The sequence below is a fragment of the uncultured Desulfovibrio sp. genome, assembly GCF_944324935.1.
Classification (GTDB): domain Bacteria; phylum Desulfobacterota; class Desulfovibrionia; order Desulfovibrionales; family Desulfovibrionaceae; genus Desulfovibrio.
Genome location: NZ_CALUYG010000009.1, coordinates 25,413 through 50,576, shown reverse-complemented (window position 1 = coordinate 50,576; position 25,164 = coordinate 25,413). Strand labels below are relative to the sequence as shown.

The 25,164-nt window shown below is 65.1% G+C and carries 17 protein-coding genes; all 17 read right to left on the bottom strand.

From position 1 onward, the window contains the following. Window positions 1-28: 28 nt before the first annotated feature. The 17 genes from Q0J54_RS03630 to Q0J54_RS03550 all read right to left on the bottom strand — a co-directional run bounded on the left by Q0J54_RS03630 (window position 29) and on the right by Q0J54_RS03550 (window position 25,100). Window positions 29-787: a carboxymuconolactone decarboxylase family protein gene (locus Q0J54_RS03630; protein WP_296304039.1), complete on the bottom strand. Its 759-nt coding sequence runs from the start codon at window positions 785-787 to the stop codon at window positions 29-31. Window positions 788-942: 155 nt separating this feature from the next. Further along, window positions 943-1,992 carry an alcohol dehydrogenase catalytic domain-containing protein gene (locus Q0J54_RS03625; protein WP_296304037.1) on the bottom strand — a complete coding sequence of 350 codons (1,050 nt, stop codon included), beginning with the start codon at window positions 1,990-1,992 and terminating at the stop codon, window positions 943-945. 33 nt (window positions 1,993-2,025) lie between these two features. After that, complete coding sequence (locus tag Q0J54_RS03620; protein WP_296304036.1) at window positions 2,026-3,213, bottom strand: aldo/keto reductase; 1,188 nt, start codon at window positions 3,211-3,213, stop codon at window positions 2,026-2,028. A 93-nt stretch (window positions 3,214-3,306) separates the two neighbouring features. After that, on the bottom strand, window positions 3,307-3,801 hold the full coding sequence (locus Q0J54_RS03615; protein WP_346666747.1) for a cupin domain-containing protein: 495 nt from the start codon (window positions 3,799-3,801) through the stop codon (window positions 3,307-3,309). Window positions 3,802-4,143: 342 nt separating this feature from the next. After that, window positions 4,144-4,647, bottom strand: a complete 504-nt coding sequence (locus Q0J54_RS03610) for a flavin reductase family protein (RefSeq protein WP_296304034.1) — start codon at window positions 4,645-4,647, stop codon at window positions 4,144-4,146. A gap of 77 nt (window positions 4,648-4,724) precedes the next feature. Next, complete coding sequence (locus tag Q0J54_RS03605) at window positions 4,725-5,279, bottom strand: flavodoxin family protein (protein ID WP_296304033.1); 555 nt, start codon at window positions 5,277-5,279, stop codon at window positions 4,725-4,727. Between the two features lie 211 nt (window positions 5,280-5,490). Next, window positions 5,491-6,141, bottom strand: coding sequence for a TetR/AcrR family transcriptional regulator (locus Q0J54_RS03600; protein WP_296304032.1), 651 nt, complete (start codon window positions 6,139-6,141; stop codon window positions 5,491-5,493). A 33-nt stretch (window positions 6,142-6,174) separates the two neighbouring features. Continuing rightward, window positions 6,175-7,548: a restriction endonuclease subunit S gene (locus tag Q0J54_RS03595; protein WP_296304031.1), complete on the bottom strand. Its 1,374-nt coding sequence runs from the start codon at window positions 7,546-7,548 to the stop codon at window positions 6,175-6,177. Then, window positions 7,548-8,966, bottom strand: a complete 1,419-nt coding sequence (locus Q0J54_RS03590; protein WP_296304030.1) for an N-6 DNA methylase — start codon at window positions 8,964-8,966, stop codon at window positions 7,548-7,550. Before Q0J54_RS03590 ends, Q0J54_RS03595 begins: the two co-directional genes overlap by 1 nt. Beyond that, on the bottom strand, window positions 8,963-12,223 hold the full coding sequence (hsdR, locus tag Q0J54_RS03585; RefSeq protein ID WP_296304029.1) for a type I restriction-modification system endonuclease: 3,261 nt from the start codon (window positions 12,221-12,223) through the stop codon (window positions 8,963-8,965). Before hsdR ends, Q0J54_RS03590 begins: the two co-directional genes overlap by 4 nt. A 170-nt stretch (window positions 12,224-12,393) precedes the next feature. Continuing rightward, on the bottom strand, window positions 12,394-13,806 hold the full coding sequence (locus tag Q0J54_RS03580; protein WP_296304028.1) for an ABC transporter ATP-binding protein: 1,413 nt from the start codon (window positions 13,804-13,806) through the stop codon (window positions 12,394-12,396). Further along, a complete protein-coding gene (locus Q0J54_RS03575) occupies window positions 13,799-14,812 on the bottom strand; it encodes a class I SAM-dependent methyltransferase (protein ID WP_296304027.1) in 1,014 nt (337 codons plus the stop codon). Before Q0J54_RS03575 ends, Q0J54_RS03580 begins: the two co-directional genes overlap by 8 nt. Then, the gene (locus Q0J54_RS03570) at window positions 14,809-15,990 is read right to left on the bottom strand and encodes an acyltransferase (protein WP_296304051.1); all 1,182 of its coding nucleotides are present in this window, start codon (window positions 15,988-15,990) and stop codon (window positions 14,809-14,811) included. The genes Q0J54_RS03575 and Q0J54_RS03570 overlap by 4 nt, the downstream gene beginning before the upstream one ends. Next, window positions 15,980-16,810 (bottom strand): ABC transporter permease, encoded by an 831-nt coding sequence (locus tag Q0J54_RS03565; protein WP_296304026.1) that lies wholly within the window; start codon window positions 16,808-16,810, stop codon window positions 15,980-15,982. Before Q0J54_RS03565 ends, Q0J54_RS03570 begins: the two co-directional genes overlap by 11 nt. Next, the gene (locus Q0J54_RS03560) at window positions 16,807-19,806 is read right to left on the bottom strand and encodes a rhamnan synthesis F family protein (RefSeq protein ID WP_296304024.1); all 3,000 of its coding nucleotides are present in this window, start codon (window positions 19,804-19,806) and stop codon (window positions 16,807-16,809) included. The genes Q0J54_RS03565 and Q0J54_RS03560 overlap by 4 nt, the downstream gene beginning before the upstream one ends. Window positions 19,807-19,827: 21 nt before the next feature. Further along, a complete protein-coding gene (locus Q0J54_RS03555) occupies window positions 19,828-20,802 on the bottom strand; it encodes a glycosyltransferase (RefSeq protein WP_296304023.1) in 975 nt (324 codons plus the stop codon). A 518-nt stretch (window positions 20,803-21,320) separates the two neighbouring features. Next, on the bottom strand, window positions 21,321-25,100 hold the full coding sequence (locus Q0J54_RS03550) for a hypothetical protein (RefSeq protein ID WP_296304022.1): 3,780 nt from the start codon (window positions 25,098-25,100) through the stop codon (window positions 21,321-21,323). Window positions 25,101-25,164: the final 64 nt, after the last annotated feature.

Sequence of the window (25,164 nt, the reverse complement as noted above, 5' to 3'; positions counted from 1 at the left end):
GGGTCTCCCTGGTGGGGCCCCGCGAGCGCTACTTGCCGGCGTCGGCGTTCTTTTCGGGGATGACGGCATTGACGCAGGCCAGGGCGTTCAGCGTGCGGGGAAAGCCGATGCAGGGCAGGAGCTGGGCCAGGGCGTCGATGAGGTCGTCCTTGCTGTTGCCCACGTTGACGTTGCCCTGCACATGCGCCCGGACCTGAGCGTCGCAGCCGCCGAGGGCCGCGATGATGGAAAAGGTCAGCAGTTCGCGGGTCTTCAGATCAAGCCCCGTGCGGGTGTAGATGTCCCCGAAGCAGAAGGCCGAAAGATAGTCCTTCATAATGGGGAGCTGGGCGGGCGGCGTGTTGCGGTGCATGGCGTCGATGGCGTCGCCGAAGATGCGTTTTTGCACGCGCAGGCCGTCGGCAAAGCGGGACGCTTCGGACACTGTCGCCTGAGGCGCCGTCGGCAGGGCGATGCCTTCGGCGGCAAAAACGTCGTTGACCACGCGCAGGGCGGCTTCCGTGGCCGGAAAGCCGATGTACGGCGCGCACTGGTACAGCGCTTCCTTGATCTCCACGGGCGTCGCGCCAGCGCGCAGGGCGGCCCGGACCTGGGCGTCCATGCCGTCCGGCGTGCGGTTGGCGGCCAGAGCGACCAGCGTGACAAGCAGGCGCTGCGTGTCGGTGAGGCTGCCGCGCTGCATGATCTCGCCGTACACGAGCCTGTCCCGTATGGCGGCAAGTTCAGGGTCGGTCGTGGCGAGCGGCGTTTGATCGGTCCCCAGGAATTTTTTCATGGTACGTTGCATGGCGGGTCTCCTGTCCGGGCTGTCGGCCAGCGCCGGGTGCGTTGCGGAAAGCAGGCCCGCGGCAAGGTCAAGGAAAAAAAAAAAAAAAAGGGGCAGGTGCGGGCGTGAGCGCCGGCGGGTGGTCATGGTGCATACCTCCGGGAGGTTGTGCGGCATCAGGGCCGGATGATGGTTTTCAGGACGTTCCCCGTGGGGGAGATCTGCCGTTCAAAGGCCTGCTGCAAGTGCGAGAGGGGCAGCACATCGGTCACATAGCGCGTCACGTCGATGCTTCCTCCGGCAATGAGGTCGATGGTCCGCGCAAACTCCGCCCGCGTACAGGAGACGCTGCCGGTGAGGCGTATCTCATGCAGGACGGCCCTGTTGAGCGCAAAGGGGATGTCGGGCGTCATGCTGTTGCCGATAAGGACGATCTCGCCGCCGGGGCGCACGCCGTCCAGACAGGTCGCCAGCGCCTCCGCCGAGCCGACCGCCTCGAACGCCACGTCAAAGCCGCCCGCGGACAGTTCCCGCATCAGGGCCGCCCGATCCGGGGCATTGCCGTCCAGATAGTGGGTGAAGTCGCCTATTTCCCGCGCTTTTTTCAGCTGACGGTCGTCGATGCGGGACATGGTCAGGCAGGAGGCTCCCGCCCGTCTGGCCAGCCCGCCCACGAGCTGGGCGATGATGCCGCTGCCGACCACCAGCACCTTGTCGTGCAGCTTCAGGCGGGATCGCCGGACGGCATGATACGCGACCATGAGCGGGTCGATGAGCCCGGCCGCCACGTCCGATACGGCATCCGGCAGACGATGGGCATTGCGGGCCGGGCCCACGAAGTATTCCGCATAGCCGCCGTTGCAGACAAAACCGATATACCGCCTTCCGTCGACTTCCCGGCAGAGCTGTTCCCTGCCGCTGCGGCACATGTCGCACTGTCCGCAGTACAGATTTGCCCAGAAGGCGACGCGTTCGCCGATCCGGAGATCGCTGTCGCCGGGATCGACCACCACGCCGCAGAACTCGTGCCCCATATGGAAATCGGCGATGGGCTCCGTGTTCCAGCCTCTGCCGGCTTGCCACAGATGGATGTCGCTGCCGCAGACGCCGCAGGCCGACACTCGTATCTTGAGCATCCCCGGCGTTACCGGCGGGACGGGGACCTGCCGGATCTCCACGCGCCGGGGGCCGGTCAGCACCCCGGCTGTCATCATTTCCCGTGTCATTTTTCCGCTCCTTGTTCGCTCCGCATCCCGGGCTTACCGCGTCTGTACCTGTTTCTGCTGGTCAGCGGGATAGCGGTCGCCCACCACGGGCACGGCGGCCAGCGTCGCTTCAAGCTGCCGCCATTCGTCAGGGCGCGCCGTCAGTCGGGCGGCCCGGATGTTTTCTTCCAGATGCGCAAGCTTGGTCGTGCCGGGAATGGGGACAATGCCGTCGCCCCGTTGCAGCAGCCAGGCCAGCGCCACCTGGGCAGCCGTCATACCCCGCGACCGCCCGAACGTGTGGAGGGCTTCCACGAACAGCAGGTTTTTGCCCAGGGCCTCGGGTTGGAAGCGGGGCAGGGTGGCGCGATTGTCATTGCCTGAGGCAAAGCGGGTGTAGGCGGTCATGTCCCCGCCAAGAAATCCCCGGTTCAGGGGACTGTAGGGTACAAAGCCGATGCCCAGTTCCGCCAGCAGAGGAAAAATATCCTTTTCCGGCGCGCGCCACATGAGATGGTATTCGCTCTGCAAAGCGGTGACGGGCTGTTCGGCATGGGCCCGACGGATGGTCTCCGGCCCGACCTCGCACAGGCCGAAGCGCTTGACCTTGCCCTCACGGATGAGGTCGCCGACGGTTCCGGCCACATCCTCGATGGGCACGGCGGGATCAAGACGGTGTTGATAAAAGAGGTCGATGGCCTCCACCCGCAGACGTTTCAGGGAGGCCTCCGCCACCCGGCGGATAGTTGCCGGGCGGCTGTCCAGCCTGCCTGTCTGGTAGACTCCATTGATGATGCTGTGCCCGAATTTGGTGGAGATGGCGACCCGCCCCCTGTACGGGGCCAGCGCTTCGCCCACCAGCTCTTCATTGGTGTGGGGACCGTAGACCTGGGCCGTGTCGAAGAGGGTGATGCCATGTTCGGCAGCCTGGCGCAGCAGGGCGATGAGGCTCTTTCTGTCCGGGGTGATGCCGCGATTATAGGTAGCGCCCATAGCGCCGAAGCCCAGCGCGGAAACTTCCAGGCTGTATGCTCCTCGCCCCAGCGTACGTTTCTGTTCCATCAGGGGAAGATCGGGATATTCCCCGCTGCCGGAAGCGCCGGAAGGATGTGTCGCGGCGCGGACGCGGGCGGGAGTGGTCAGGGCACTCAGGGCCACGGGTGCGGCCGCCAGCAGGGCGGCCACTCGCAGGGCGGCTCGCCGGCTAATCTTCCCATGTGATTGTGCAGATTGGTCATGCATGAAGGTACTCCCTTGTTGCTTGAGAACTAACAGCGCCATGCCGGCCCCGACCGGGGCGACAGTCGGCCCGGTCGGGGAAAGCCCGCATGACGCCTAATTGCCGTTGTACTGGGCGTCCGTCACTTCCTCCATCCATTCGACGACCTTGCCGGGCTCCTTTTCCTCGCAGATGGAGATATGGGTCATGGCGCTGTTGGGGGCCGCGCCGTGCCAGTGCTTGACGCCCACGGGGCATATGACGACATCTCCGGCCCGGATCTCCTGGACGGGCTTGCCCCACTCCTGCGTTCTGCCCACGCCGGACGTGACGATGAGCACCTGTCCCACCGGATGGACATGCCAGTGCGAACGCGCGCCGGGCTCAAAGGTCACGCTGCCGCCGCTGGAGCGCATGGCGTTGTTGGCGGGATAGAGCGGATCGATGCGGACGCTGCCGGTGAAGAACTGGGGCGATCCCTTGACGGCGGCCTGTTCGCCGCCGCGGATGATGGTCTGACCTTTGTCGGGCTCGGCCAGAGCGGGCTGGGCGGCCGTCATGGCGGCGGCCGCGGAAACGGAAAGCAGGCCGGCGAGTACGGTTTTTTTCATAATGCTTCCTCCCTGTGACGAGTGTTCGTGATGAAGAGAGCATACGCCGCGACGCCCGGCGGGCCAGCCACGATACTTGCAACTTCTTGCCTGATCCTCGCAGGCGTTCGTCCCGTGACGCCGGCAGGCGCTTCACCGTCCGGGCGGCGTCCGGGAGGAGGCCCCGTCGTCCTTGCGGCACGGCTGCGGTGCGCTGCAAAGCGGCCCCTGTCCATGCCGCAGCGTGGGCCGCAAGGTGCGGATGCAAAAACACCTTTCCGGCAGGGGGGATCCGCGTCCCGCGGCGTGCCGGAAAGGTGTCTGGGGCGTCATGCGTCACGCCGCCCGGTCAGGGGGGCTGACTCACGCCTGCCGGGCCGGGGCGATCCTGGCATAGCCCATCCAGGCGAAGAGAGGGGCCTCGTCCGCATCGGCAAGGACGCGCTCCACGTCGCAGATGTGGAAATAGTGATCGCCGACGTCGATGTGCTCCCGCAGGCGGCACTGTATGGCCACAACGCTGTGCGCGGGAATACGGATGGCGCAGTCCGGCAGTTCCATCAGCGCGATGTCGACTGTCGTTGCCTTGTCCTGCGTTCTGCCGGTCGTGCTGCCGCACTGCATGACGGCGCGCGCCAGCGGCACGCCGGGGATGGTGAGCACGGCCTGTCGCGTGCCGCGCACCAGTTCGCCGGTATGGGAGGGCTTCATCATGGCAAAGCCGATGGTTTCCGGTTCCAGGCTCAGGCAGGTCCACCAGGAAACGGTGGCAAGATTGGTCCTGCCGTCGGGCGTGAGGGAGCAGATGAGCGATACCGGATTGGGGGAAGTATGCTTCGTCGCATCAGGAAGCGAGAGGGATCGCATGGCGTTCTCCTTGGGGAGTGCTGGTGTGGCCGGCGGGTCGTGGCCGTGCTGGACCGCGGCGCGCCGGCGGTTGTGTGTTACAGGGAGGCCCCGAGCGTGCGGGCTTCCCGCACGGCGGGATGTCCGGCCACCGCGCCCGCCTCAAAGACGCCTCCGGCCAGCACCTGTCCGCAGTCCCGCCAGTGGAGGAAGCCGAGCAGGGCGTGGTAGTAGTCCAGCACCGGTTTCCAGTTCTCCGGGCTGTTGCCTTCCGCCGCCATGAGGAGCACGCAGTCCTTGCGCGGATTGGCGTAGCCGGGTTGGCATTCGGCCACGGCAAACAGGCGGTCAAAAGCGGTCTTGAGCTGGCCGGAAAAGCCCCAATAATACATCGGCGAGGCCAGCACGAGCACATCCGCCGCCGTATAGGCCGGGTAAATGGCCGCCATGTCGTCCTTTTGCACGCAGGGGTGAGCGGCATCCCTGCCGCCCTTCACGCAGCCGAGACAGCCGCGTATGTCCATCTGCTGCAGATCGAAGCGGGTGACGATGTGTCCGGCCTCGGCCACGCCCTCGGCAAAGGCGTCGCAGAGCATGGACGTATTGCCGTGCCGGCGGGGGCTTCCGTTCAAGATGACGATGTTCTTGCTCATGGTCGTTCTCCTTCTATGCGGGAAATGGCGGCTGCGCGGACGGCGGCCGTGCGGAGGGGGGCGCGGGCACTGCCCGGCCGTGCCGCGCATGACATTTTTTTAACGACTACTAAAAAAATGTCAATGACCCAGGAAGGCCGGAGAGAGGGCAAGCCGGCCGTCAGCGCGCGTCAGGCGCAGCAGCAGGCGCAGCGGCGGTCGGCGGCGGGCATTAACGGTCGGTGGCGGAGGCGCGCGGCGGCAGCAGGCGGACGGCGAGGCCCGCGATGTCCGAGAGCGCGGAGAGGGAGAGGTCGTTCCTGGTCTGGAGGGAGAGGCCCTCGAGCAGGGTGTTCAGGGCGCCGGCCAGCGGCTCGAGGGGCGTATGCGGGGGGAGCTGCCCCTCCTGGACGGCCCGGCGCAGGCGGTCGGCAAACATGGTCTGAGTGGCCTGCCTGAGCTCGCGCACGGCCGCGATGATCGCCGTTTCGGACTCGGCGATGTTGACGGCGGCCAGCACCACCATGCAGCCGCAGGGCGTGTGCGGCGAAAGCAGGATGCGCGCCGCATCCTGAAAAAAGCGCTCCACGGCCGCGTACACGTCGGGCTCTTCCTGAAAGCGGCGGGCCGGGGCGTCCCAGTAGGTCCGCTCATAGTAGCGGAGCGCCTCGAGGAAGAGAGCGGCCTTGTTGCCGAACGTGGCGTACAGACTGGGAGGCTTGATGCACATGGCCGCGCACAGCTCCGCCACGGAGGCGGGCGCATAGCCCCGCCGCCAGAAGACCTCCAGCGCCTTGTGCAGGGCCTGCGCCCGGTCAAAGGCGCGGGGCCGGCCCTTGCCGCGACTGGGGGAGGACTGAGGGGTGGGAGGATGGGCGGGCATGGCGTTCTCGTTCCGAGGGGATGCGGGGAGGCGTCAGGCACGGGACGGACGGTCCGCCCGGCCCAGCTCGCCCCGGAAGGCGCGGGCAAGGATGGCCTTTTTCATGCGCTCGATGTGCGCCACGACGGCATCGGCGGCCTCCCCGATGCGCCGCTCCCTGCCGAGGAGATCGTCGAGGAGGCGGACGATTTCCCGCTGTTCGGGAAGCGTGGGGAGAGGGATGGTCAGACCCAGTAATTTCTTTTGCGAAATATTCCGCATTCCATCCTGATTGCCTGATGCGGCATTTTCAATTTGGCTTCTGTATTGATCTGACAGAGAAAAAAACAGCAGATAGTTTTTTAGTGTGCATTCATCAAGAGAGAATCTAAGTATTTTATCTGATAGCATCAATTTTTTTGTAATATTTTCGACGATGACACAATTTCCAACTAGCTGAAGAGTATTTGCCCGGCTAAATAAAAAGTCTCCTTTTTTTATCTGAATGTTTTCATTATATAATGATGGGTCTGGACAGGTTTTGCTCTCCATTTCATTAAAGAAACCCCACGTTACAGCACTGACCTTGATAATGCCTGCTTCATTTTCGCGTGGAGGCCTTTCCTCACACCGCACATTTTTCCCAGCCTCAATGTTCGTAATGATGTGGGCAAAGTCTTTTTTTTTCCAACTCTCCTTGCTTATCCCCTGCTCCTCCCGCCATTTGGCCGTCAGTTCTCCCGTGAACGCCTTGTGCAGGATGGCAGCCCGGCGGAGGGCCACACTGTCCCGCACGGCTTCCGCCTTTTGCCGGGCCTCGTCCAGCCGGGCAAAGAGGGATTCAATATGTCCGACGATGCGTTCTTGCTCCTCACGCGGGGGGAGGGGGAAGGGGATACGCGCAACCTTTGTGGCAGACAACTCAAGAAATGTTGTTCCGCTTGCATATGATTCAAGAAGCGGTTTACTCCCTTTTAAATACCAGTAGAGAAATCGAGGAATATATAAATGAGAAGGCAGAAAGTTCTTAAATCCCTGATTTGTGCACAGCGGGTTTTGTGCTATAACTACATAACCTATAGGTGCACGAGAAGAAAGACAAACTGTATTTGAGGGAAGCAGGCGTGCTGAAGAATTTTTGAGTCCCAAAGGGGTAAGCATTTTTTTGCCATGTGAAATATATACGGCATTATAGTTTGATAAATCTGCTGGTGATAACCATGGGATATTACCGTTATCGTAAAATTCTTTTGTCTTGGAAGAAGGTGTCCCACCGCTTGCAATTTGTGTAACATCTCCCAGCCGCACCCATTTCCAGCCCTCGGGCAGAGGGTAGGGCTGTTCCCGCACGGGGATCTCCGGCAGGGGGGCGCTTTCCGGCAGCAGGGAGGCGCGGGACGCGTCGGCATTCTTGCGGGGGCGGGCCATTATTCCGCCTCCTTGCCGGTCAGGCGTTGCAGCTCCCGTACCACGCCCCGCATCAGGTCCATCGCCTCGTCGAGCAGGGCAAGGCATTCCTCGCCGCTCTCGACGGGATCGGGCAGCTCGGTGGCGTCCACCAGCGCGGCGTCCCGGATCAGGCCGAGGTCCAGACTGTCCCCCCGCGCCGCGATGGCCTCCCGGCTGAAGGCGCTCCAGCGTTCATCCCGCACGGCGTGGCGGTCCGGCGCGGCATAGGCCGCCTCAAAGGCGGCGAAGTGCTCCGGCCGGAGCGGGTTGGTCTTGCCGAATGAAGGCATATTGGTACGCAGGTCATAAAACCAGACCTCGGCGGTATTGCCCCTGTCGCTCTGGCCGCGCGCAAAAAACAGCACGTTGGTCTTGACGCCCTGGGCATAAAAGATGCCCGTGGGCAGGCGCAACACGGTGTGCAGATCGCATTTGTCCATGAGGTCCGTCCGGATGCGCGCGCCGTCGCCGTCGGCAAAGAGCACATTGTCCGGCAGCACCACGGCGGCCCGGCCGCCGCGTTTGAGGCTTCGGTAAATATGTTGCAGGAAATTCAGCTGCTTGTTGCCGGTAGGGAAGGAAAAGTCGTCCCGGCTGGCCCGCTCGCCGCCCTTTCTGGTACCGAAAGGCGGATTGGTCAGCACGAGGTCGTAGTCCTTGAGGTCCTTGCCCGCCGTGGACAGGGTGTCGGCAAGGCGTATCTCCCCCCGCAGGCCGTGCAGCATGGCATTCATGAGGGCAAGGCGGTGGGTGTCGTGCACCAGCTCGCAGCCGGTGAAGGCCTGCGTTTTCTGAAAGACGGCCTGCTCCTCGTCCAGATCGAAATAGTCGTCGGTACGCGCCCTGAGGTATCTGTCCGCGGCGATCATGAAACCAAAGGTGCCGCAGGCCGGGTCATTGCAGCGCTCCCCGACTCGCGGCTCCATAAGGCGCACCATCACGTCGATGAGCACGCGCGGGGTGAAATACTGGCCCGCGCCGGACTTCTTCTCATTGGCGTTCTTTTCCAGCAGGCCTTCATAAAGGTTGCCGAGGCCTTCCTCCTGCGCGGAATACCAGTCCAGCGCATCGATGCTGGTGATGATCTTTTCCAGATTCTTCGGTTCGTCGATGTTGGACGCCGCGCCCTGATAGATCTCCCGCACGCGGCCCGTGCCGGTCTCGCCCAGTTCGGCAAGCGCCCGCTTGTACGCATGTTTGAGCTCGATGCCGCTGCGGGCGGTCAGCGCGTCCCAGCGGCAGGCGGCGGGGATGCCGGCTTCCTTGTCGGTCTCCTTGGCCATTTTCAGAAAGAGGAGGTAGGTCAGCTCGGTAACGTACTGATGGTAGGTAATGCCGTCATCCCGGAGGACATTGCAGAGGTTCCAGAGTTTGGCGACGATCTCCTGTGTGGTCATGCGGCAAGGCCTCCATCATCGTACAGATAGGCATTCAGTTCGTTCACAAGGCTTTCCAGGTCATTGCGGAACAGCTTGTTCAGCGCCGCAAAGCCGCCCTTGTCGCGAAAAACGACGCTCTCGTCAAAGGTGCGTACGGAAAGCACGGACTCGTTGAGCAGATATTTTTCCATGCGGTCGATCCATTTGCTCTCCGCGGCGGAAAAATCGTGAGCCCGCTTCAGCCGGGCCACGGCACGGCGGATGCGTTCCTCGTGGCCGAGCAGCTCCGCATTGACGCCGTAGCGGCGCACAAAGCCGATGATGTCCGCCGCGATGTCCGTATTGCTCATGCGGGACAGGGCGGAATTGAGCTGCCGGACGGTGAAGCCCTCCCGCCCCAGGACCAGGCGCAGGCTCTTGAGGCTCTCGCGCGTGAGGTCGGCCGGGCGCGTGCAGATGAGGTTCATGGCCGCGATCTCGTCGCGGTGCTCCCGCACGAAGCGGGCAAAGGATTCCAGATAGTCGGCGGGGCGCAGGTGATCCTTGCCGTAGCCCTGCGTATGGCTGGTGAGCGCGTCCGGCGTATCGGAAAGGACGATGGGCCGGCTGCCCGTCCCGTTCGACGCCCGCAGAAGGGCCAGTGCGTCCCGCCGGGCCAGCAGAAGTTCCCTGGCCTCTCGCGGCCGCGCCGTCCGCACCCGCCGGATGAGGGCCTCCGGCGTGTCGCCGCACAGGTCGGCAAACTGCTGCCGGGCTTCCTCCGGCAGGCTGCGCCGGCGGCGTTGCAGCAGGCCGAGTATCTGCATGACCTGACTCTGGATGTGCTCCGGCTCGTCCATGACCTCCAGCCCGTCCAGCAGCAGATCAAGGCTCGCCGAGGGATTGCTGACCACCGGCCGCATGCTGGTGAGCGGCCCAAGGGCGCTGAACTGGCCCACGGCGTCGTAGACCTCGAAATGCGTTTTGCCGATGGCCGGGCACAGGCGGGTGGCGCGGCCGAGCATCTGCTCGAAGAGGATGCGCGACTTGACCCGCCGCAGGAAGACGAGGCGGGTGATCTCCGGCACGTCGATGCCGGTGGTGAGCAGGTCCACCGTGACGGCGATGCTGGGAAAGCTCTCGTTCCTGAAACGGCGGATGGCCGCATCGATGTTCTTGCGGTTGCCGATGCTGCCGGTGATCTTCATGACGGCATCCGTATCCACCAGCTCCCCGGCATAGATCTCCTTGAGGATGCGGACGATCATGTCCGCGTGGCGGTCGTTGACGGCGTAAATGAGCGTCTTGCCGGCGGAGGCGTCCTCGGGGTCGATGTCCCTGGCGATCTCTTGCAGGATCTCCCGGTTGAAATTCTCGTTGATGACGGTGCGGTTGAACTCGTCCACCTCGAAGTCGAGCTCGTCGTCCAGAAGAGCGCCGTTGGTGATCTCGCCGGTGGCGGGATCGAAGAGGGCCACGGTATCCCCGGCCTTGTAGTGTATGCCCTGCTCGCTGAGGCGCGTGCCCAGCTGGTGCGGGGCGTCGTAATCCGCCAGAAAGCTGTCGATGACCGCCTCACGGTACAAGTAGGTGAACACGGGCGGCCCGAAGATCTGCGTGGTCTGGAGCGCGGGCGTGGCCGTCAGGCCGATCTTGACCGCCTGAAAATAGTCGATGACCTCGCGGTATTTGCTCTGGTAGTCGCGCTGGTCGCGGTAGAGCTGTTCGCCGTCGCTCATTTCCCGGTCGAGGATGTAGCCCCGGTGCGCCTCGTCGACGATGACAAGGTCGTAATCGCTGACCGAGGGCATGCTGTCGCTGCCTTCGCCGTAGAGGATGCGTCTGACCATGCTCTGCACGGTGGCCACATGCACGCGGGTCTCCGGCTCAATGTCCTTGTCCGTCAGGCCGCACAGGGAATAGATGCCGCTCAGCGGCTGGAGCTCCTCCAGCTTCACGTCCCTGAAGACGTCCAGCGCCTGCGTGCCCAGCGCGGTACGGTCCACAAGAAAAAGGATGCGCCGGAAACGCCCGCTCTTCAAAAAGCGGTACATCAGGCCCAGCACCGTCCGGGTCTTGCCCGTGCCCGTCGCCATGGCCAGCAGCAGCGCCTGAGCGCCCTCCATCACGGCCCGCTCGGCCGCCGCAATGGCGCGGAGCTGGTATTCACGCAGATTGAGGCCGTCTTTGTCGGTCAGGAAATCGGCGGGCAGGGCGGCAAGACGCCGGTTGCCCCGCTCGTCGTCCCGCGTGAGCAGCGCCTCCAGGCCGGCGGGGCTCATCCAGCCGTGCAGGGCGCGGGGCACGCTGGCGGCCTGCCGCACGTCCTGAAACCAGATGCCGGACGTTTCCGCATACTGCCGGATATAGGGCCTGCCGTTGGCGGCAAAGAGGAAGGGGACGCGAAAGCCCCGCCATTCCCCGATGATATGGGCCGCGTGCTCCGCGCGGATATGGCGGGCGTAGTCCTTGCACTGGTGGTCGAGCACGGCGGGGATGTCCTTGTGGCGGGCCTTGGCCTCGATGATCCCCACAAGCCGCGTCCCCACAAAGAGCGCGTAATCGGCATGGCCCCGGCCGCCCGCCTCGGCATCCGTGGGCCACTCGGCTATGGCCAGATTGCGCCCGGCCCGCGGCCGCGTGCCGAGCGCGTAGCGCAGGCTCTCGGAATCGGCCTCCCAGCCCACCTTTCGGAGCTGCTCGTCGATGAGATAGCGCGTTTCGGCCTCGGATATGCGGCGAGCGCCCGCGGCGGCGGCGGCACGCCTGCGGCGCACGTCTTCCGGCTCGGCGGCGTTGCGCGCGGCATGGGCGACGGCCTGTTCCGCCAGTTCCGCATCCTGCCCGGCCTTGCCGCCGTCTTCCTGCCGGGCCTCGTCCGTCGCGGCGGGCGTCACGAAGGCTTCCGGCCGGGAGGTCTCGTCGCCGTAGGTCTGGGAGAACCAGCCGCACAGGCTGTGCGCGATCTGCAGGAGGACGCGCGTCTTTTCCGGGGAAAAGGGGCCGCCCTCATGCGCCGCCCTGTTGCGCTCCTTGCGCAGCAGATGAAAGGCCGCGGCCACGTCGGAGGGCAGCACGTCCCGTTGCTGCAGGATATTGATGCGCGTCACCGCGTCGCAGCGTTCGGGCAGGGGAATATGATCCTGCGCGCACATGACCCGGATCATGCCTTCACACAGCAGGCCCGTCTTCATCAGGCAGGATTGCGGGTCCGAATGCAGATAGCGTTCGGCCAGCATGCCGAGCTCGGCCAGCTCGGGAAAGCGTGTCCGCAAAAAGGCAAAGTTGGATGTCATGTCTTCTCCCCGGGAACATGGGCCCCGTGCGCGGGGCCAACGGCGGAAACAGGCCGAAAACGCCCGTCCGCCCGCATTCTCGCGGGCTGCCCGGCAACTTCCCGCGCACGCAGGCTATGTCATTTTGGGGAAAAAGGCAAAAGTGCGGAGGGCGCGGGGCGGCCCCGCGCTCAGGGAGCGAGGACGCGCAGGCGGATGTCCTTCATGGGGATGCCCATCAGCCCGGTCGGCACGCTGCTGCTGACCGAGTGCAGCAAAAGCGCGTCATGCCGCCACTGGTGCTGCACATGATTTTCCTGCGAGCCTTCGGCGACGGCTACGCTGATGGCGTATTCCCCGCGTTCGATGACGGGCATACGGAAGGTGAATTCCGCCATGAAAAACCGTCCTTCCTCCACAAAAAGCGGCGCATCGGCGTAGCGCAGCCAGGTATTGTCGCCAAAGAGGGCCTGTCCCGTCCTGTCCTTGAACAGAAAGCCGACAATGGGACTGTTGATGTCGGCAAGCGCGCGGCAGCCTATCCGCAGGCAGACCATTTCGCCGCCGACGACCCAGCCGAGGGGCCTGCCCCGGGCATCCAGCAGCGCCACCTGTTCGATGGCGGCCTCCCCCTTGCCGAAAAAGTCCCCCTCGGGATCGAAGCGGAACACGCGGATGTCGTTACGCAGGGGCGGGCGGGCAAGGAGGTCGGCGCGCATGTCGCGGTAGTCCTCCTCCTGCCAGACGGGCAGGGAGGAGGGAGCCTGCGCCGTGGAGGGGGCGGGCGCGCGGCTCTCCCCCTGCGTGGCCTCGTAGAGGTTCTTCAGGTATTCGGCGCCGACGTCCCGGGGGCTGCCGTCCATGACGATGCGGCCGCCGTCGAGGAGCAGGGCCCGGTCGCAGAGGCTCTTGACGGCCGCCACATCGTGACTGACGAAAATGAGCGTGTGTGCGGCCATGAAGCGGCGCAGGAAGCGCATGCACTTCTGGGTGAAGAAGGCGTCGCCCACGGCCAGCGCCTCATCGATGACGAGGATGTCCGCATCCACATGGGCAATGACGGCAAAGGCCAGACGGACGACCATGCCGCTGGAATAGCTCTTGACCGGCTGGTCGATGAATTCCCCGATGTCGGCAAAGGCCACGATGTCGTCATAGCGGGCCTCGATCTCCTCCGGGGAAAGGCCGAGGATGGCGGCATTGAGCCGGACGTTCTCCCGACCGGTGAACTCGGGATTGAAGCCGCTGCCCAGCTCCAGCAGGGCGGCGATGCGGCCCCGAGAGCGCACCGTGCCGGAGGAGGGGGCAAGCGTGCCGCAGAGGATCTGCAGCAGCGTGCTCTTGCCCGCGCCGTTGCGGCCGAGGATGCCGAGGCTTTCCCCCCGGCGCAGGCGGAAGCTGATGTCCCGCAGGGCCCAGTAGGGACGGAAAAAGCGGCGATGCCCCCGAAAGAGCATCTGCCAGAGCCGGTGCGACGGTTTGGCATAGATCTCAAAATATTTGGAGACGGCATCCGCCTCCAGCACGACATCGGGCGCGGAAGACATCATACCTCCTTCTTCCAGCATGGCGACGGCGTAAGCGTCCGCCGGCAGCTCAGTCACGGCCGGCGCGTCCCGCATGCCCGGCCAGGACGGAGCGCGCCCAGGCCGCAATGGCCCGCAGCGGACGGGTCATCCGCCAGGAACGCGACGCCATCAGGCTGGCCTGCCGTTGTTCAAGGTCGGCAAGATAGGCGTGCAGATCGGCAAGGCGCGTGTGCAGATCGGCGCATGCCGTTTCGGCGGCGTGGCGGCGGCGGTCAAGGTCGCGCGCCTGTTCGTCGCGCTCCGCAAGCTGGCGCCGGCAGCGCATCTGCCGGTGGAGATGCAGAATCATGGCCTGTACCGCCGCCGAGGCCTCCGGGCCGGACGCAAGGAGCGCCCGCAGAAAGACGTCGTCCAGTGCGGGGCCGCCGGGCTTGCGCCAGACGCCCAGCCCGTGCGAATGGGGGAAGCGGCAGGTCTCCGGGGAAAGCGGTGCGATCTCAAGCCAGAGCTTCCAGACGCCGAAGCCCTCGCGCTGTTCGGCCACGTCATGCAGCAGCACGATGCCTCCCGGGCGGACTTTGGGCAGCCAGGCGTCAAAGTCATGCCGTACGGCATCATAGGTATGCAGGCCGTCGATGTGCAGGATGTCGATGGATGCTTCATCCATGCTGGCAAGGGCCTCGTCAAAGGGCATACGCATGAGAGTGGCGATCAGCGGGTAGTGCGCTTCGGCATGCGCGGCGACGTCGGCATAGACCTCCTCGCCGTAGAATCCGGCCTGCTCGTCGCCCTTCCAGGTGTCCACGGCGATGCAGCGGGTCGGGAGCCATGCCGCTCGCACGGCCTCGCAAAAGGCGAAAAAGGAAACGCCGGTATGCGTCCCCAGTTCGACGAGAAGCCGCGGGCGAACGCCGCGCACCAGCATGTCGGCGAACAGGATGTGCCCCTCCCACCCCCACGGCATGTGGTCCGCCCGGGGCGGTCGTGCCGGGAGCTCGCGGTCCAGATAGTGGGAAAGGAAGGCAAGCAGGGAGATGTCTTCCGTCATGGCGTCGCGCGCCCGCATGGATACTTCAGTCATGTCGTTTTCATCCTCAGTTTTTTTCGCAGCCGCATGGCGGGCCGCTCGATGCGGGCAAACATGGCGTCGGCAAGGAGGAAGCAGGCAAGGAGATAGACGATCACCACGCCGCAAAAGGTAAGATGGTTCAGCACGGCATTGTGCGAAGCCAGCGCCGCATAAACGCGCATGGCCACGAAAACAAGGGGGAGGTGGATGAGATACAGGGAATAGGATATCTTCGCCACATACTGGAAAAAGGCGGACAGCCTGTCCGCCGCCCGGGGGAGGCGGCCGGGCCGCATGCTCTCGCAGAAGGGGATGAGGCTCGCCGCAAGGACGCCGGAGAGCGGAAAATCCAGCAGCGCGTGGAGGGGCTTGTGCCGCTCGCCGGGAAGATGGCGGATGAAGAGGTCGGCATATTGCCACTCCACCAGCGCCAGCATGCCGCAGACGGCCGCAAGGAAGACGGCCGGGCGGGCAAGGCGGCGGTAAAGGGCGGGGCGGGTCCGCTTCAGGCAGGCCACGATAAGCCCGTAGAGCAGGGCATCAAGCCGCAGGTGCACCTGTTTACGCACGGCATCATCCATGTGGATGTCCGGCGTGGACAGGGCGACGCCGAAACGCAGCAGGGATTCGATGAGGATGATGGCGACGCAGACGCCGATGAGGAGGGCATGGTCGTTTTGCCCGGCGGGCGTCCTGGCGCGGCAGGCCCGGATGATGACGGGCAGCAGCAGATAGGAGAACGCTTCGATGGAAAGCGTCCAGGCGACGCCGATGAAATACATGTTGTCGAGCCAGCATTGCGCGAACAGCAGGTAGCTGTAATGTATCGCCGGGGGATCGCCGGAGAGGAGATCCCATGCCGTCAGAAGGAAAAAGACGGCATAATAGGCGGGAAGGATGCGGGTCGCCCTGTCCACGGCATAATTGGTCATGCGGGCCCTGTCGAAGCGTTCGTAGCGCAGCAGGGCCCCGCCGATGAGGAAGCCGCTCAGGGCAAAGAAGCATTCCAGCATGCAGTTGCCCACATAGACGGTGCGCCAGGTGATCCCGTCGCACTGGAACAGCAGATCGCCCGGCGTTACAAGCAGGATATGCAACAGGATGACGGCGCACGTCGCCAGGCCGCGCAAAATGTCGAGGCCGACGATGCGCTCCCCGGCCAGCGGGCGGGAGAGCTCGTCAGAGCACATCGGCAAAGCCCTTTTTCATTTTGACGAAACAGCGGAAACCGAGCTGGAACGCCAGCAGGGAGAGCAGCAGCAAAAGAAGGCAGAGGCCGTAATCCGGCTGCATGCCGTAGAGGAAGAGCTTGCGGCTCTCCTCCACGATGGGGGTCAGGGGGTTGCACAGCAGGAGGACGCGCAGGCGTTCCGGCACGAGGGAAAGGGGGTAGAAGATGGGCGTCATGAAAAAGAGGATGTGCACGACCACGGCCACGAGCTGGGGGATGTCGCGCAGATAGACCCCGAGGGCGGAGATGAGGCAGGCCAGCCCGGCGGAAAGGAGCAGCAAAGGCAGCAGGGTCAGCGGCAAGAGCAGCATGGTCCAGCTCGCCGTCTCCAGGAAGCAGAGGGCCCCGGCGGACAGCAGCAGGAACCAGGCCAGCCCGAAGACGAAGGACGTGCAGACCGTGATGAGCGGCAGCAGCTCCAGCGGGAAGATGACCTTTTTGACGAGGTTTGCCTGTTGCACGATGAGGTTGCCCGCCGTGTTGCAGCTTTCGGCGAAGATGTTGAACATGGTCAGGCCGCAAAACATGATCAGCGGGAAGGCCGCGCGCTCGTCGTCCAGGCTCTCGATGCCCCAGCGGGACTGGAAGATGATGCCGAAAACGAAGCTGTAGACCGCGAGCATCAGCAGCGGATGGGCGAAACACCAGATGATGCCCAGCACGGAGCCGCGATAGCGGGCCGCGATGTTGCGCCGCAGGAGCTGGCAAAAGAGGCCGCGATGCCGCCAGACGAGGCGGGGGGCCGCCGTGAGGTCAAGCAGGCGGAGCAGGGCGCTCATGCCTCCTCCGGCGAGCTGTCGCCCGTATAGGGCGGCAAATCCAGCGCAAAGAGGCCGGCCTCGTAGCCGTTGTGCCGGGCCAGCGGCACGGGGAGGCGCTCCAGCGCATGGGCGATGGTGCCGCCGATGCCGATGGGCTCGGCCGGAAACTCTTCCAGCGCCAGATCGAAGGTGAAGAGCTGGCGCAGGGCCTCGGGCCGGTACCAGTACATGGTTCCGGCCGAAAAGCAGAGATCGGCGCGGCACAGCTCGGGGCGCAGGCCGAGGCGGCGCAGCAGGTCTTCCGCCTCGGGCACTTCGCCGTCATGGCCGCCCGGGGAGATGTGGCCGGCGCGCATGCAGGCCAGCAGCTCGGGGCAGATGGGGGGAAAGACGCAGCCCAGTCGCGGATCTTCCGCAAAGTGCGCCATTATGGCGCTGACCGCGGCGGGATGGAGCAGGTTGTGCAGCAGATAGCGCCGCCAGGCGTCGCCGAAGGGCAGATGCGGGGACTGCTTGCCGTGTACATGGCAGAAGAGGTCGTAGCGCTGCTGGAAGGGGCGCATACCGATGATCCAGGGGGCCACGTCCCGGCCGCGATTTTCCACCAGCAGCACATGGACTTCCCGTACGGCGGGCAGCAGGGCCGGGGCGAAGAGCCGCCGCGCCGCCGCGCAGGCTCGCGCGTCCGTCAGGGTCAGGAAGAGGTCGAAGGGCGCGGGGAAACGCCGGAGCTGGCGCAGGAATTCCCCGGCCAGGGCAAAATTGTGCAAATGGACGTGCAGGCCCACGGGCCGCGTGCGCCGGGGGACGGACGTGAGGGGGGCAAGGGGCAGGGCGGGGTCCAGGAAGCCGGTTCCGGCGAAGGTGTCGGTACGGAGGATGAGGGCATCCTGTTTCTTTTGCAGGGAGGTCGGGGCCGCACAGTGGACGGGATCGGGGAAGATGATGTCCCGCAACAGCCGTTCGTTGCAAAAGGGCGAGCGAAAAAGCAGGCTTTCCAGCAGCGGCAGGAAGGCGTCGCCGTCCGGCAGGGCCAGGGAGGGGGCCAGATCGGCGAAGCTGTCGCAAAAGGCGTCGGCATAGTCGCAGCAGGCTTTTTCCAGGGCTTCCATGTCCGCCCGCAGTGCCGGGGACAGGTCCACGTCCTCGTAAACGGGGCGGCCGTCCTCGGTAAAGTCGATGACGCCCCCCCGCGCCGGGGAAAAGAGTTCCTCCAGCAAAAGGCGCAGATGGTTGCCCGTGTGCAGCAGACAGCGCGTGGTGGAGCCAAGGCGGCGGTCGCGCTCGTCATTTTCGGGGTCGGACCAGAAATAGAGCTTGTCCACGATCTTGCCCGTGGCCGCGTGCAGGGCCTCGCCGATGCTGCCGGCATAGCCAAGGTCGAACACCAGCACGCGTTCGCCCTCTTCGGCGAAAAGGGGCTGGTAGTAGCGGCGGATGCGCTCCCGCTTCCGCCGCAGGAGGGCGTCGATGTGCGCGGCATGGGGGCGCAGCGCCGCCAGACAGCGCCGTTTTTCGAACAGGAAGGGCCGGGCGAGCTCCTCCTCGCCCAGGCGGGCGAAGAGCTCCCGCGTCAGGGGGCCGTCGCCCAGACAGGCCAGCAGCACATGGCGCAGGGTGTGCCGCTCCGGCTGGGCGAGCGAGCGGATACCCTTGAGATAGCTTGGAAAATCATCATAGAGGAAGGGGGAATACGCGCGGCGTCCCGCCGCGAAGTAGACGGCGGGCAGGCCGCCGAGCCGGCGTCGTACCCGCTCATAGACCCGGAAGGGCAGCCAGCCGTCGCGGGCGGCGAAATACAGGCGGCCGTACCCGCGCGTGAGCTCCTTGTCCGTGGCGAGGCGCACGGCAAAGGCGGTGAGCAGGGGGGCGAGCAGCAGCTCTCCGGCTTCCGCCAGCGAGGCGAAGCGGGCCATATCGCGCGAAAAATCGACCTGATCGCCGTAAACGCGGGCAAGGGCAAGGGCAAGATAGGGGCTCGTGCGCGGCTCGGCGGCCCGCGCGGCGGCAAAGGTCTCCCGCCAGAGTTCCGGCGTGGGGCAGGCAAGTGCCTGCACCGACGGCAGCCAGTGGGCGCAGACGCCCCGCTTCAGCGCCTGTTCCACGTCGCTGTGGCGGTTGTCGCCGAAATGGAGCATCTCGCCGGGGGCGCAGCCTTCCTGTTCCGCCACACGGTCGTAAAGCGCGCCGTCGCTCTTGCGGGCGCCCTGCTCGCAGGAGACGTAGAGGGCATCGACCGCCAGGCCGTTCTCGCGCAGCATGTCGCGCAGGAAGGCGGCGGGCAGGTACATGTCCGAGACGGCGATGATCCGTTTGCCGAGGCGGCGGGCCGCGTCATACAGGGCGCGGGCGGCCGGGCGGGCGCGCAGCACGTCGCGCTCGCAGCGCAGTTCCGCTTCCCGCAGGGCGGCGGCGGTCTCCGGCGACAGGTTGTGCCGCCGGGCCATGTGGGCATGGATCTGCTCCAGCGTGGGATTGGGCAGGCCCAGTTCCGCCTCCGCCGGGGCGCGCATGCGCTGGAAATGGACGCCGTGGCGCGCGTCCACCCTGGCCGCGACCAGGCTGAAGACGTCATGCGGCCGCAGCACATGCCGCACGAGCAGGGTGTCGAAGATGTCGAAGCTGATGACGCGCAGGGCCGGGTCGGCCATGACGGCCGTCAGCTCCTCCAGCGCGGGCAGGGGCAGACGGTCATTTTGCCAGCGCCGGTCGTTGTCCGCCGGAGTGGGGGACGGGACGGGGCCGCGATGACGCAGCTTGTGCAAGCCGGCGCGCAGACCGGGCAGACAGCCGCGCGCGGCCAGCACCTCCTGGGCCAGACGCATCGGATAATAGCAGGTCAGCCGCACAAGCGGGCCGTCCCCGCGATGGACGCAGGCCGGGGCCTCGTTGAGGATCTGACGAAAAAAAACGTAGGGACCGGCCTGCCAGGCCGCGCGCCAGCGCCCGAAGGAGCGATGCACGCGGAAGGAGGCCGGCAGGAGGAGCAGGGCGGCAAGATGGCGGTGCAGCATTTCGGAGGGACCTTGCGTGGATCAGATCTGCCTGCTGCCGGCCTTGTGGCCCGGCGACAGAGGAAGAGGGGATGCCTCGGGCCGCCTGCGGGCGGGGCGCAGACGCTCCCGCAGCATGGACAGGGTGCGGCGCGGCCCGAAGCGGAAAAGGGGCAGGGCAAGCCGTGCCCCTATCCGCAGGACGGAAGGAAGACAGAGAAAAATCGCCCAGCCGGGGTGTCCACGGCGCAGCAGCGGGCGCAGATGGACGCGCCGCATGGCGCGGCCCATGCGGGCGTAGTCCGCCAGATAGGCGGCGGGCGTGATGACGCGGTGCAGGCTGGCCGCATGCTGCCGCCAGCCGGTCAGGGCGCGGGGCACATAGGCGAAACGGGCCTGGGCGGCGGCCTGCGTCCACAGCCACCAGTCGAACCAGACGGGCACGGGCGGCTGGAGGGAGAGCGTACGCAGCAGGGGCGCGGCAAGCATGGCACAGGAAAGGGTGGGGATGCGGTTTTCCAGCAGAAAGGCGGCATGCGCCGTGTAGGCCTCGCGTCCGTCGCGGCTGCGCGCGGCGTGCCAGCGCATGACGCGCGGCACATAGCCGACATACCAGCCCTCGGCGGCCCCGGGCATGAACAGGGGAAAGATGTCGTTCAGCACCACGTCCGCGCCGGTGCGCGCCACGGTTTCCAGGCGTTCGCGCAGGCAGTCCGCGTGCCAGACGTCGTCCGATTCCAGAAAGGCCACATAGTCGCCCCGGCACTGGGCAAGGCCCAGCCGCGTGGTGGCCGCCAGCCCGTGATTGCCGCCGTCGGCATGGGTGAGGACGCGCACGCGCCCGTCCCGCAGGGCGGCGGCCCGGGCAATGTCCAGCGAGTGATCGGCGGAGCCGTCGTCCACCACGATGAGCTCGAGGTGCGGCCAGGTCTGGGCAAGCACGCTGTCCAGCGCCGCGGGCAGATAGCGGGCGTAATTGTAGCTGCTGACAAGCACGCTGACGAACGGGTGTGACATGTCGCCTCGGCATCGGCCGCGCAGGCCGGAAGGGGTGGGGTGGTATGCCGCCGGGGACGGCCTTCGGGGCCGGGGGGCGACGCCCTGGCATCTCCCTGTGGCGGACCGCGCCGGTGCGACCGATGCGGCCCGCCCACCAGCCGTCAGCGGCTTACGGGCTGGTCAGGGAAAATGCGTGGTCAGGTCTCCTCATGGACGGACTGCCGATGGATGTCGCCCGCTTCGACGCCATCCGCCGCCTGTCGCCATTCCCGTCTTGTCAGCGGGTGTTCATTGCCCTGCGCCGGAACCGCCGCGCCGCGCCGGGGCGGCAGCGCCCGATTCCGGCCGTTTCGGGCATGGGCCGGAACGTGCACCCTTCCGTCCCGCGACGCCACGCCGCGTTCCGGCGGCAAAGATCTGCCCGCTGAACGCCGCCTGTTGCGCGGCTGCGAAAGGATGACGACATGTCCATGCGAAAATTTCCCTCAGGGGGAACCGGCCCCGCCGCACGGGCGGGGCCGGGGGGAGGTTGGAGGTTAGGCGGTGATGAAGCTGCCGGTATCATCCAGCTGGTCAAGGCTGACGCCCTGAAGCTGAACGATAGCGGAATGGCCGGAACCGGCATTGTCAGCCACGATGTAGGTATCGCCATTGAACATGGCGGCCACATACTTGACCGTACCATCCAGCGCGACGTCAGCAGCCGTCAGCAGAGCGGAAAGGCTGTTATACGTTGCGACATCTTCCATATAAGCGGTGCCGGAACCCGCACCAAGAGAACCGATTTTCAGCGTGTCACCATCGGCGGTACTGAAGTCGGTGATGATGGTCGTGGCCGAGTCCGTGTTTGCCGTGCTCTGCAAGCCAGCCACAGACAGCTCGAAGACATCCGCACCAGCTCCACCGGTCAGCGTGTCGACGATGCCGTCAGTGGCGGGCACAGCGGGAACGAGCGCGGAACCTGCCGTCGCATCGCCTTTACCCGTCAAAGTAAGACCAGTGGCGGTAATCGTAGGAGGTGTTGTGCTGGTAATGTAGTCACCCTCCTTGCCAGCAAGTTCCGTAATCACCAAATTACCACTGTTCTCGGAAGCCACGAAGGCGACGTTCAGAAACGAGTCGCTGTTGATGAAAGCAATGAGGTCAGCTAGATTGTTGATATCTGTTCCAGTCGGCACTGCTGCAGAAGTAACAGAGCCAATCTGGATGGTTTTTGCAGCATCACCAGTCAAGGACCCGGAGAAAGTATACGTCGCGGAACCCTGCACGGCGGGAACTTCCGCCGATCCAGCCGTCGCAAAGCTCACCGCCCCGGCCGTAATGGTGTCATCGCCGCTGCCGCCGATGATGGTATCGGAGAAGCTGGTGCCGGTGATGGCGGACGTGGCGTAGCCCGTCAGGCCGCCGATGTTGATCGTCATGCCGGAGGTGACGTTGGCGGAACCGTCGACCGTGACAGCTTCATTGTCACCGCCCAGATCGCCGGAAACGGTGATGGTTTCCGTGGAGGCAACGCCATTGACCGTTACGACATCCGTACCAGTACCGGTGTCCAGGGTAGCCGTAAGGGACGTTTCATTGTCGACGCCTTCCAGGGTAACGGTATCCACCTCAAGGCCGCCGGTGAAGTTCAGGCTGCTGGCAGTGACTGTGCCGAGATCGTTCGCCACCAAATCAGCGCCGACGTAGGTAACGTCCGCACCCTTGATGGTGGTCAAGGCAAAAGTATCGCCCATGTAGCCGGAAAGGTCGACATTGACGCTGCCCGTAGCGCTGATGTTTTCGAGGCCCTTCACCGTGGCGGTTCCGTCAACCACCAGCGACACATTGCTGTTATCGCCAGTTGCGGTGATGTCGCCCAGGGTAAGCTGGTCGCCAAGCAGACCGATGGCCTGCACGTCGACGCTGCCGGCCGCCTTGATTGCACCGAAGGTATTGTCGCCGAGCTGGCTGGCGGCCAGGCTCACGTCAGCGCCGCCGGTAATGGCGCCGAGGGTGACGTCGCCGGAAACGGCGGAGAAATCAAGGCTGATGTCGCCCTTGGACGCCACAGCGCCGCTGGTGAAGCCGGCAGCCAGGCCGCTCGCCACCACGTTGAGCGAGTAGTCATTGCTGGCGCTGCCCAAGGCACCAAAGGTCACGGCGGATTTCGCGCCATCCCCGGAGACGTTCAGGCTGTTCAGGCCGGTCAGGGCGATATCGCCAGTCAGTGCACCGTCGTTCTGCACCACGGTCACGGACTGGGCCGCGGCAAGGTTGGAACCGCTCAGCGAGAGATCGCCACCCGCCGTCAGGCGCACATCCGTGGCCTTACCGGCGACAATGGCAGCCGTGCCACCCTGGGCGGCATCCAGCACCACGCTGGCGGCGTTGGCGACGTCAAATTTCGCGCTGGAGCCCAGGGCGCCTTCGGCCTTGACTTCGAGGCTCTGGGCCTTGGCGGCGGTGATTGTGCCGGCGAAGGAGGTCTGCTCGGCATCATCCACCTTGTTGCTGGCCACGTTGAGCTGCACGCTCTGGGCCGCGCCGAAGGTGAAGATACCGGCAGCCGCCACGTTGGCGCCCACATTGATGACCGCATTGGGGGCGGAGGCAGCCGTGATATCGGTGGTGACCGTCTGCGCCTTTTCAGCGTCATCGCCGGCGTTGACGTTGACCGTCAGATCCACGGCGTCGGCAATGACGGCGGTGTTGGTCGTCGCCGCACCCTTTTCAGCGCCAAGGGATTCGACGGTGAAGGTGCTGCCGCTCAGGTTGGCCACGGTCACCTTGGCGCCCGTGTTTTCCAGCAGCAGGGTGGTGAAGTCCTGCGCGTTCTTGGCGGACAGGGTGATGGCGCCCGTATTGTCCGCAATGCCGATGGTCTCAAAACCGGAGACCGTGGGCTGCAGGGTGGCAGCGCCGGATTCGCTGATGATCAGGGTGTCGTTGCCCTCGCCGCCTTCCAGCACCGCGGTGGGAGCAAGGCCTTTTACGATGAAGGTGTCGTCGCCCGCGCCGCCCTTGACGGTCTGCATGGTGGCGGCGCTCAGATCGGCGCTGACGCTGCCGGTGGCGGCGGAGGCGTCAAGGCTGGTCAGCGCGGCGTTGACGGCGCTGGCCTCCAGCGAACCCGCGCCGGTGACGGCGACGGAAGCCGCATCCAGCCCGCTCAGGTCGGCATAGTTGACGCCGGAAGCGTTGATGGTCACGCTTTCCAGACCAGTGGTGGCCTTCAGGCCCACATAGGTGGGATCGGCCGTGGCGGAAGCGGCGGCGGCGCCCACGTTGTTGAGACCGAAGGTCATGCTGTCTTCCGCGCCGGTCAGCGCGCCGGTGGCGAACTGCACGTCCGTGGTGCCTTTCTGCAGGCCGTCCACGTTGACGGTGATGCCCGCGGCGGCAAGATCCTTGAGGTTGATGGCGCCGGTGCCGGCCTCACCCGCATGCAGGGTGTAGGTGGTCACGCCTTCGCTGCCCTTGGCGGAGAAGGTGCGGGTGATGGAACCGTTGTTGGTCAGTTCCACATTTTCCACGTTCTTCATGCCGCCGGTGGTGTTGGGATCGTCGGTGACGGTGAAGCCGTTGAAGTTGGCGTCCAGGGTCACGCGCAGGGTGTCGTTGCCCTCGCCGCCGTCGATGAGGTCATTTTCATTGAGGGTTTTTTCGGCGCTCAGGGCGGAGGCCACACCGGCAATGATGCTGTCGCCGGCGTCAAGGGTCAGCACGTCGCGGGCGGTGGTCAGCTCGTCGGTGACGGGCGGTTCCGGCGTGACGGGGCTGTAGGAAAGATCTTCATTGATGCCGAAGAGCATGTAATGCTCGATGGGGTTCAGGCCCTCGGCCGCAAAGGCATTGACCACATCTTTCACGGTGTATTCGCCGTACTGGGCGGGGTCCAGCGTTTTCAGCTGTTCCAGCTTGGCGGCCAGATAGGCGTTGTTATCGAAGATGGCGGAGGGGCTCACGCCTTCGGCCTGACCGAACAGCGTGTAGTGATCCCAGGCGGAGAGGCCGGCTTCGGCAAAGCTGTTGGCCACGTCGGTCACGGTGAAGCTGCCGTACTGCTCGGGGTCGAGGGTCTGCAACTGGGTCAGCTTGTTGGCCAGATATTCGCTCACCACGAAGTAGGGCGAGGGGCTCACGTTCTCGGCGTTGCCGAACTGCTCGAAGTGCTGATACATGCCGTCGGCATCATTGCTGTAGCCGGCCTCCAGCATGCTGGCTTTCAGTTCGGCCTCGGTGTAGTCGCCGTACTGCTCGGGATCGGCAGTCTTCAACTGGGCCAGCTTGTTGACGAGATAGGTCTCGTAGTTGAACCATGCGGGTGCGGACATGATATCCTCCATAAAAAAATTGATATTGTCAGGATAGCGTGTATCCTGAAGGTGGTCCCTTGTT

Excerpts from the sequence above, each read along its gene's own strand:
- hsdR (WP_296304029.1), bottom strand. The coding sequence starts at position 12,223 with ATGACATCCAACTTTGCCTTTTTGCGGACACGCTTTCCCGAGCTGGCC.
- Q0J54_RS03620 (WP_296304036.1), bottom strand. The coding sequence starts at position 3,213 with ATGCATGACCAATCTGCACAATCACATGGGAAGATTAGCCGGCGAGCC.
- Q0J54_RS03625 (WP_296304037.1), bottom strand. The coding sequence starts at position 1,992 with ATGACACGGGAAATGATGACAGCCGGGGTGCTGACCGGCCCCCGGCGC.
- Q0J54_RS03555 (WP_296304023.1), bottom strand. The coding sequence starts at position 20,802 with ATGTCACACCCGTTCGTCAGCGTGCTTGTCAGCAGCTACAATTACGCC.
- Q0J54_RS03615 (WP_346666747.1), bottom strand. The coding sequence starts at position 3,801 with ATGAAAAAAACCGTACTCGCCGGCCTGCTTTCCGTTTCCGCGGCCGCC.
- Q0J54_RS03595 (WP_296304031.1), bottom strand. The coding sequence starts at position 7,548 with ATGGCCCGCCCCCGCAAGAATGCCGACGCGTCCCGCGCCTCCCTGCTG.
- Q0J54_RS03590 (WP_296304030.1), bottom strand. The coding sequence starts at position 8,966 with ATGACCACACAGGAGATCGTCGCCAAACTCTGGAACCTCTGCAATGTC.
- Q0J54_RS03630 (WP_296304039.1), bottom strand. The coding sequence starts at position 787 with ATGCAACGTACCATGAAAAAATTCCTGGGGACCGATCAAACGCCGCTC.
- Q0J54_RS03550 (WP_296304022.1), bottom strand. The coding sequence starts at position 25,100 with ATGTCCGCACCCGCATGGTTCAACTACGAGACCTATCTCGTCAACAAG.
- Q0J54_RS03575 (WP_296304027.1), bottom strand. The coding sequence starts at position 14,812 with ATGACTGAAGTATCCATGCGGGCGCGCGACGCCATGACGGAAGACATC.
- Q0J54_RS03605 (WP_296304033.1), bottom strand. The coding sequence starts at position 5,279 with ATGAGCAAGAACATCGTCATCTTGAACGGAAGCCCCCGCCGGCACGGC.
- Q0J54_RS03600 (WP_296304032.1), bottom strand. The coding sequence starts at position 6,141 with ATGCCCGCCCATCCTCCCACCCCTCAGTCCTCCCCCAGTCGCGGCAAG.
- Q0J54_RS03610 (WP_296304034.1), bottom strand. The coding sequence starts at position 4,647 with ATGCGATCCCTCTCGCTTCCTGATGCGACGAAGCATACTTCCCCCAAT.
- Q0J54_RS03560 (WP_296304024.1), bottom strand. The coding sequence starts at position 19,806 with ATGCTGCACCGCCATCTTGCCGCCCTGCTCCTCCTGCCGGCCTCCTTC.
- Q0J54_RS03565 (WP_296304026.1), bottom strand. The coding sequence starts at position 16,810 with ATGAGCGCCCTGCTCCGCCTGCTTGACCTCACGGCGGCCCCCCGCCTC.
- Q0J54_RS03570 (WP_296304051.1), bottom strand. The coding sequence starts at position 15,990 with ATGTGCTCTGACGAGCTCTCCCGCCCGCTGGCCGGGGAGCGCATCGTC.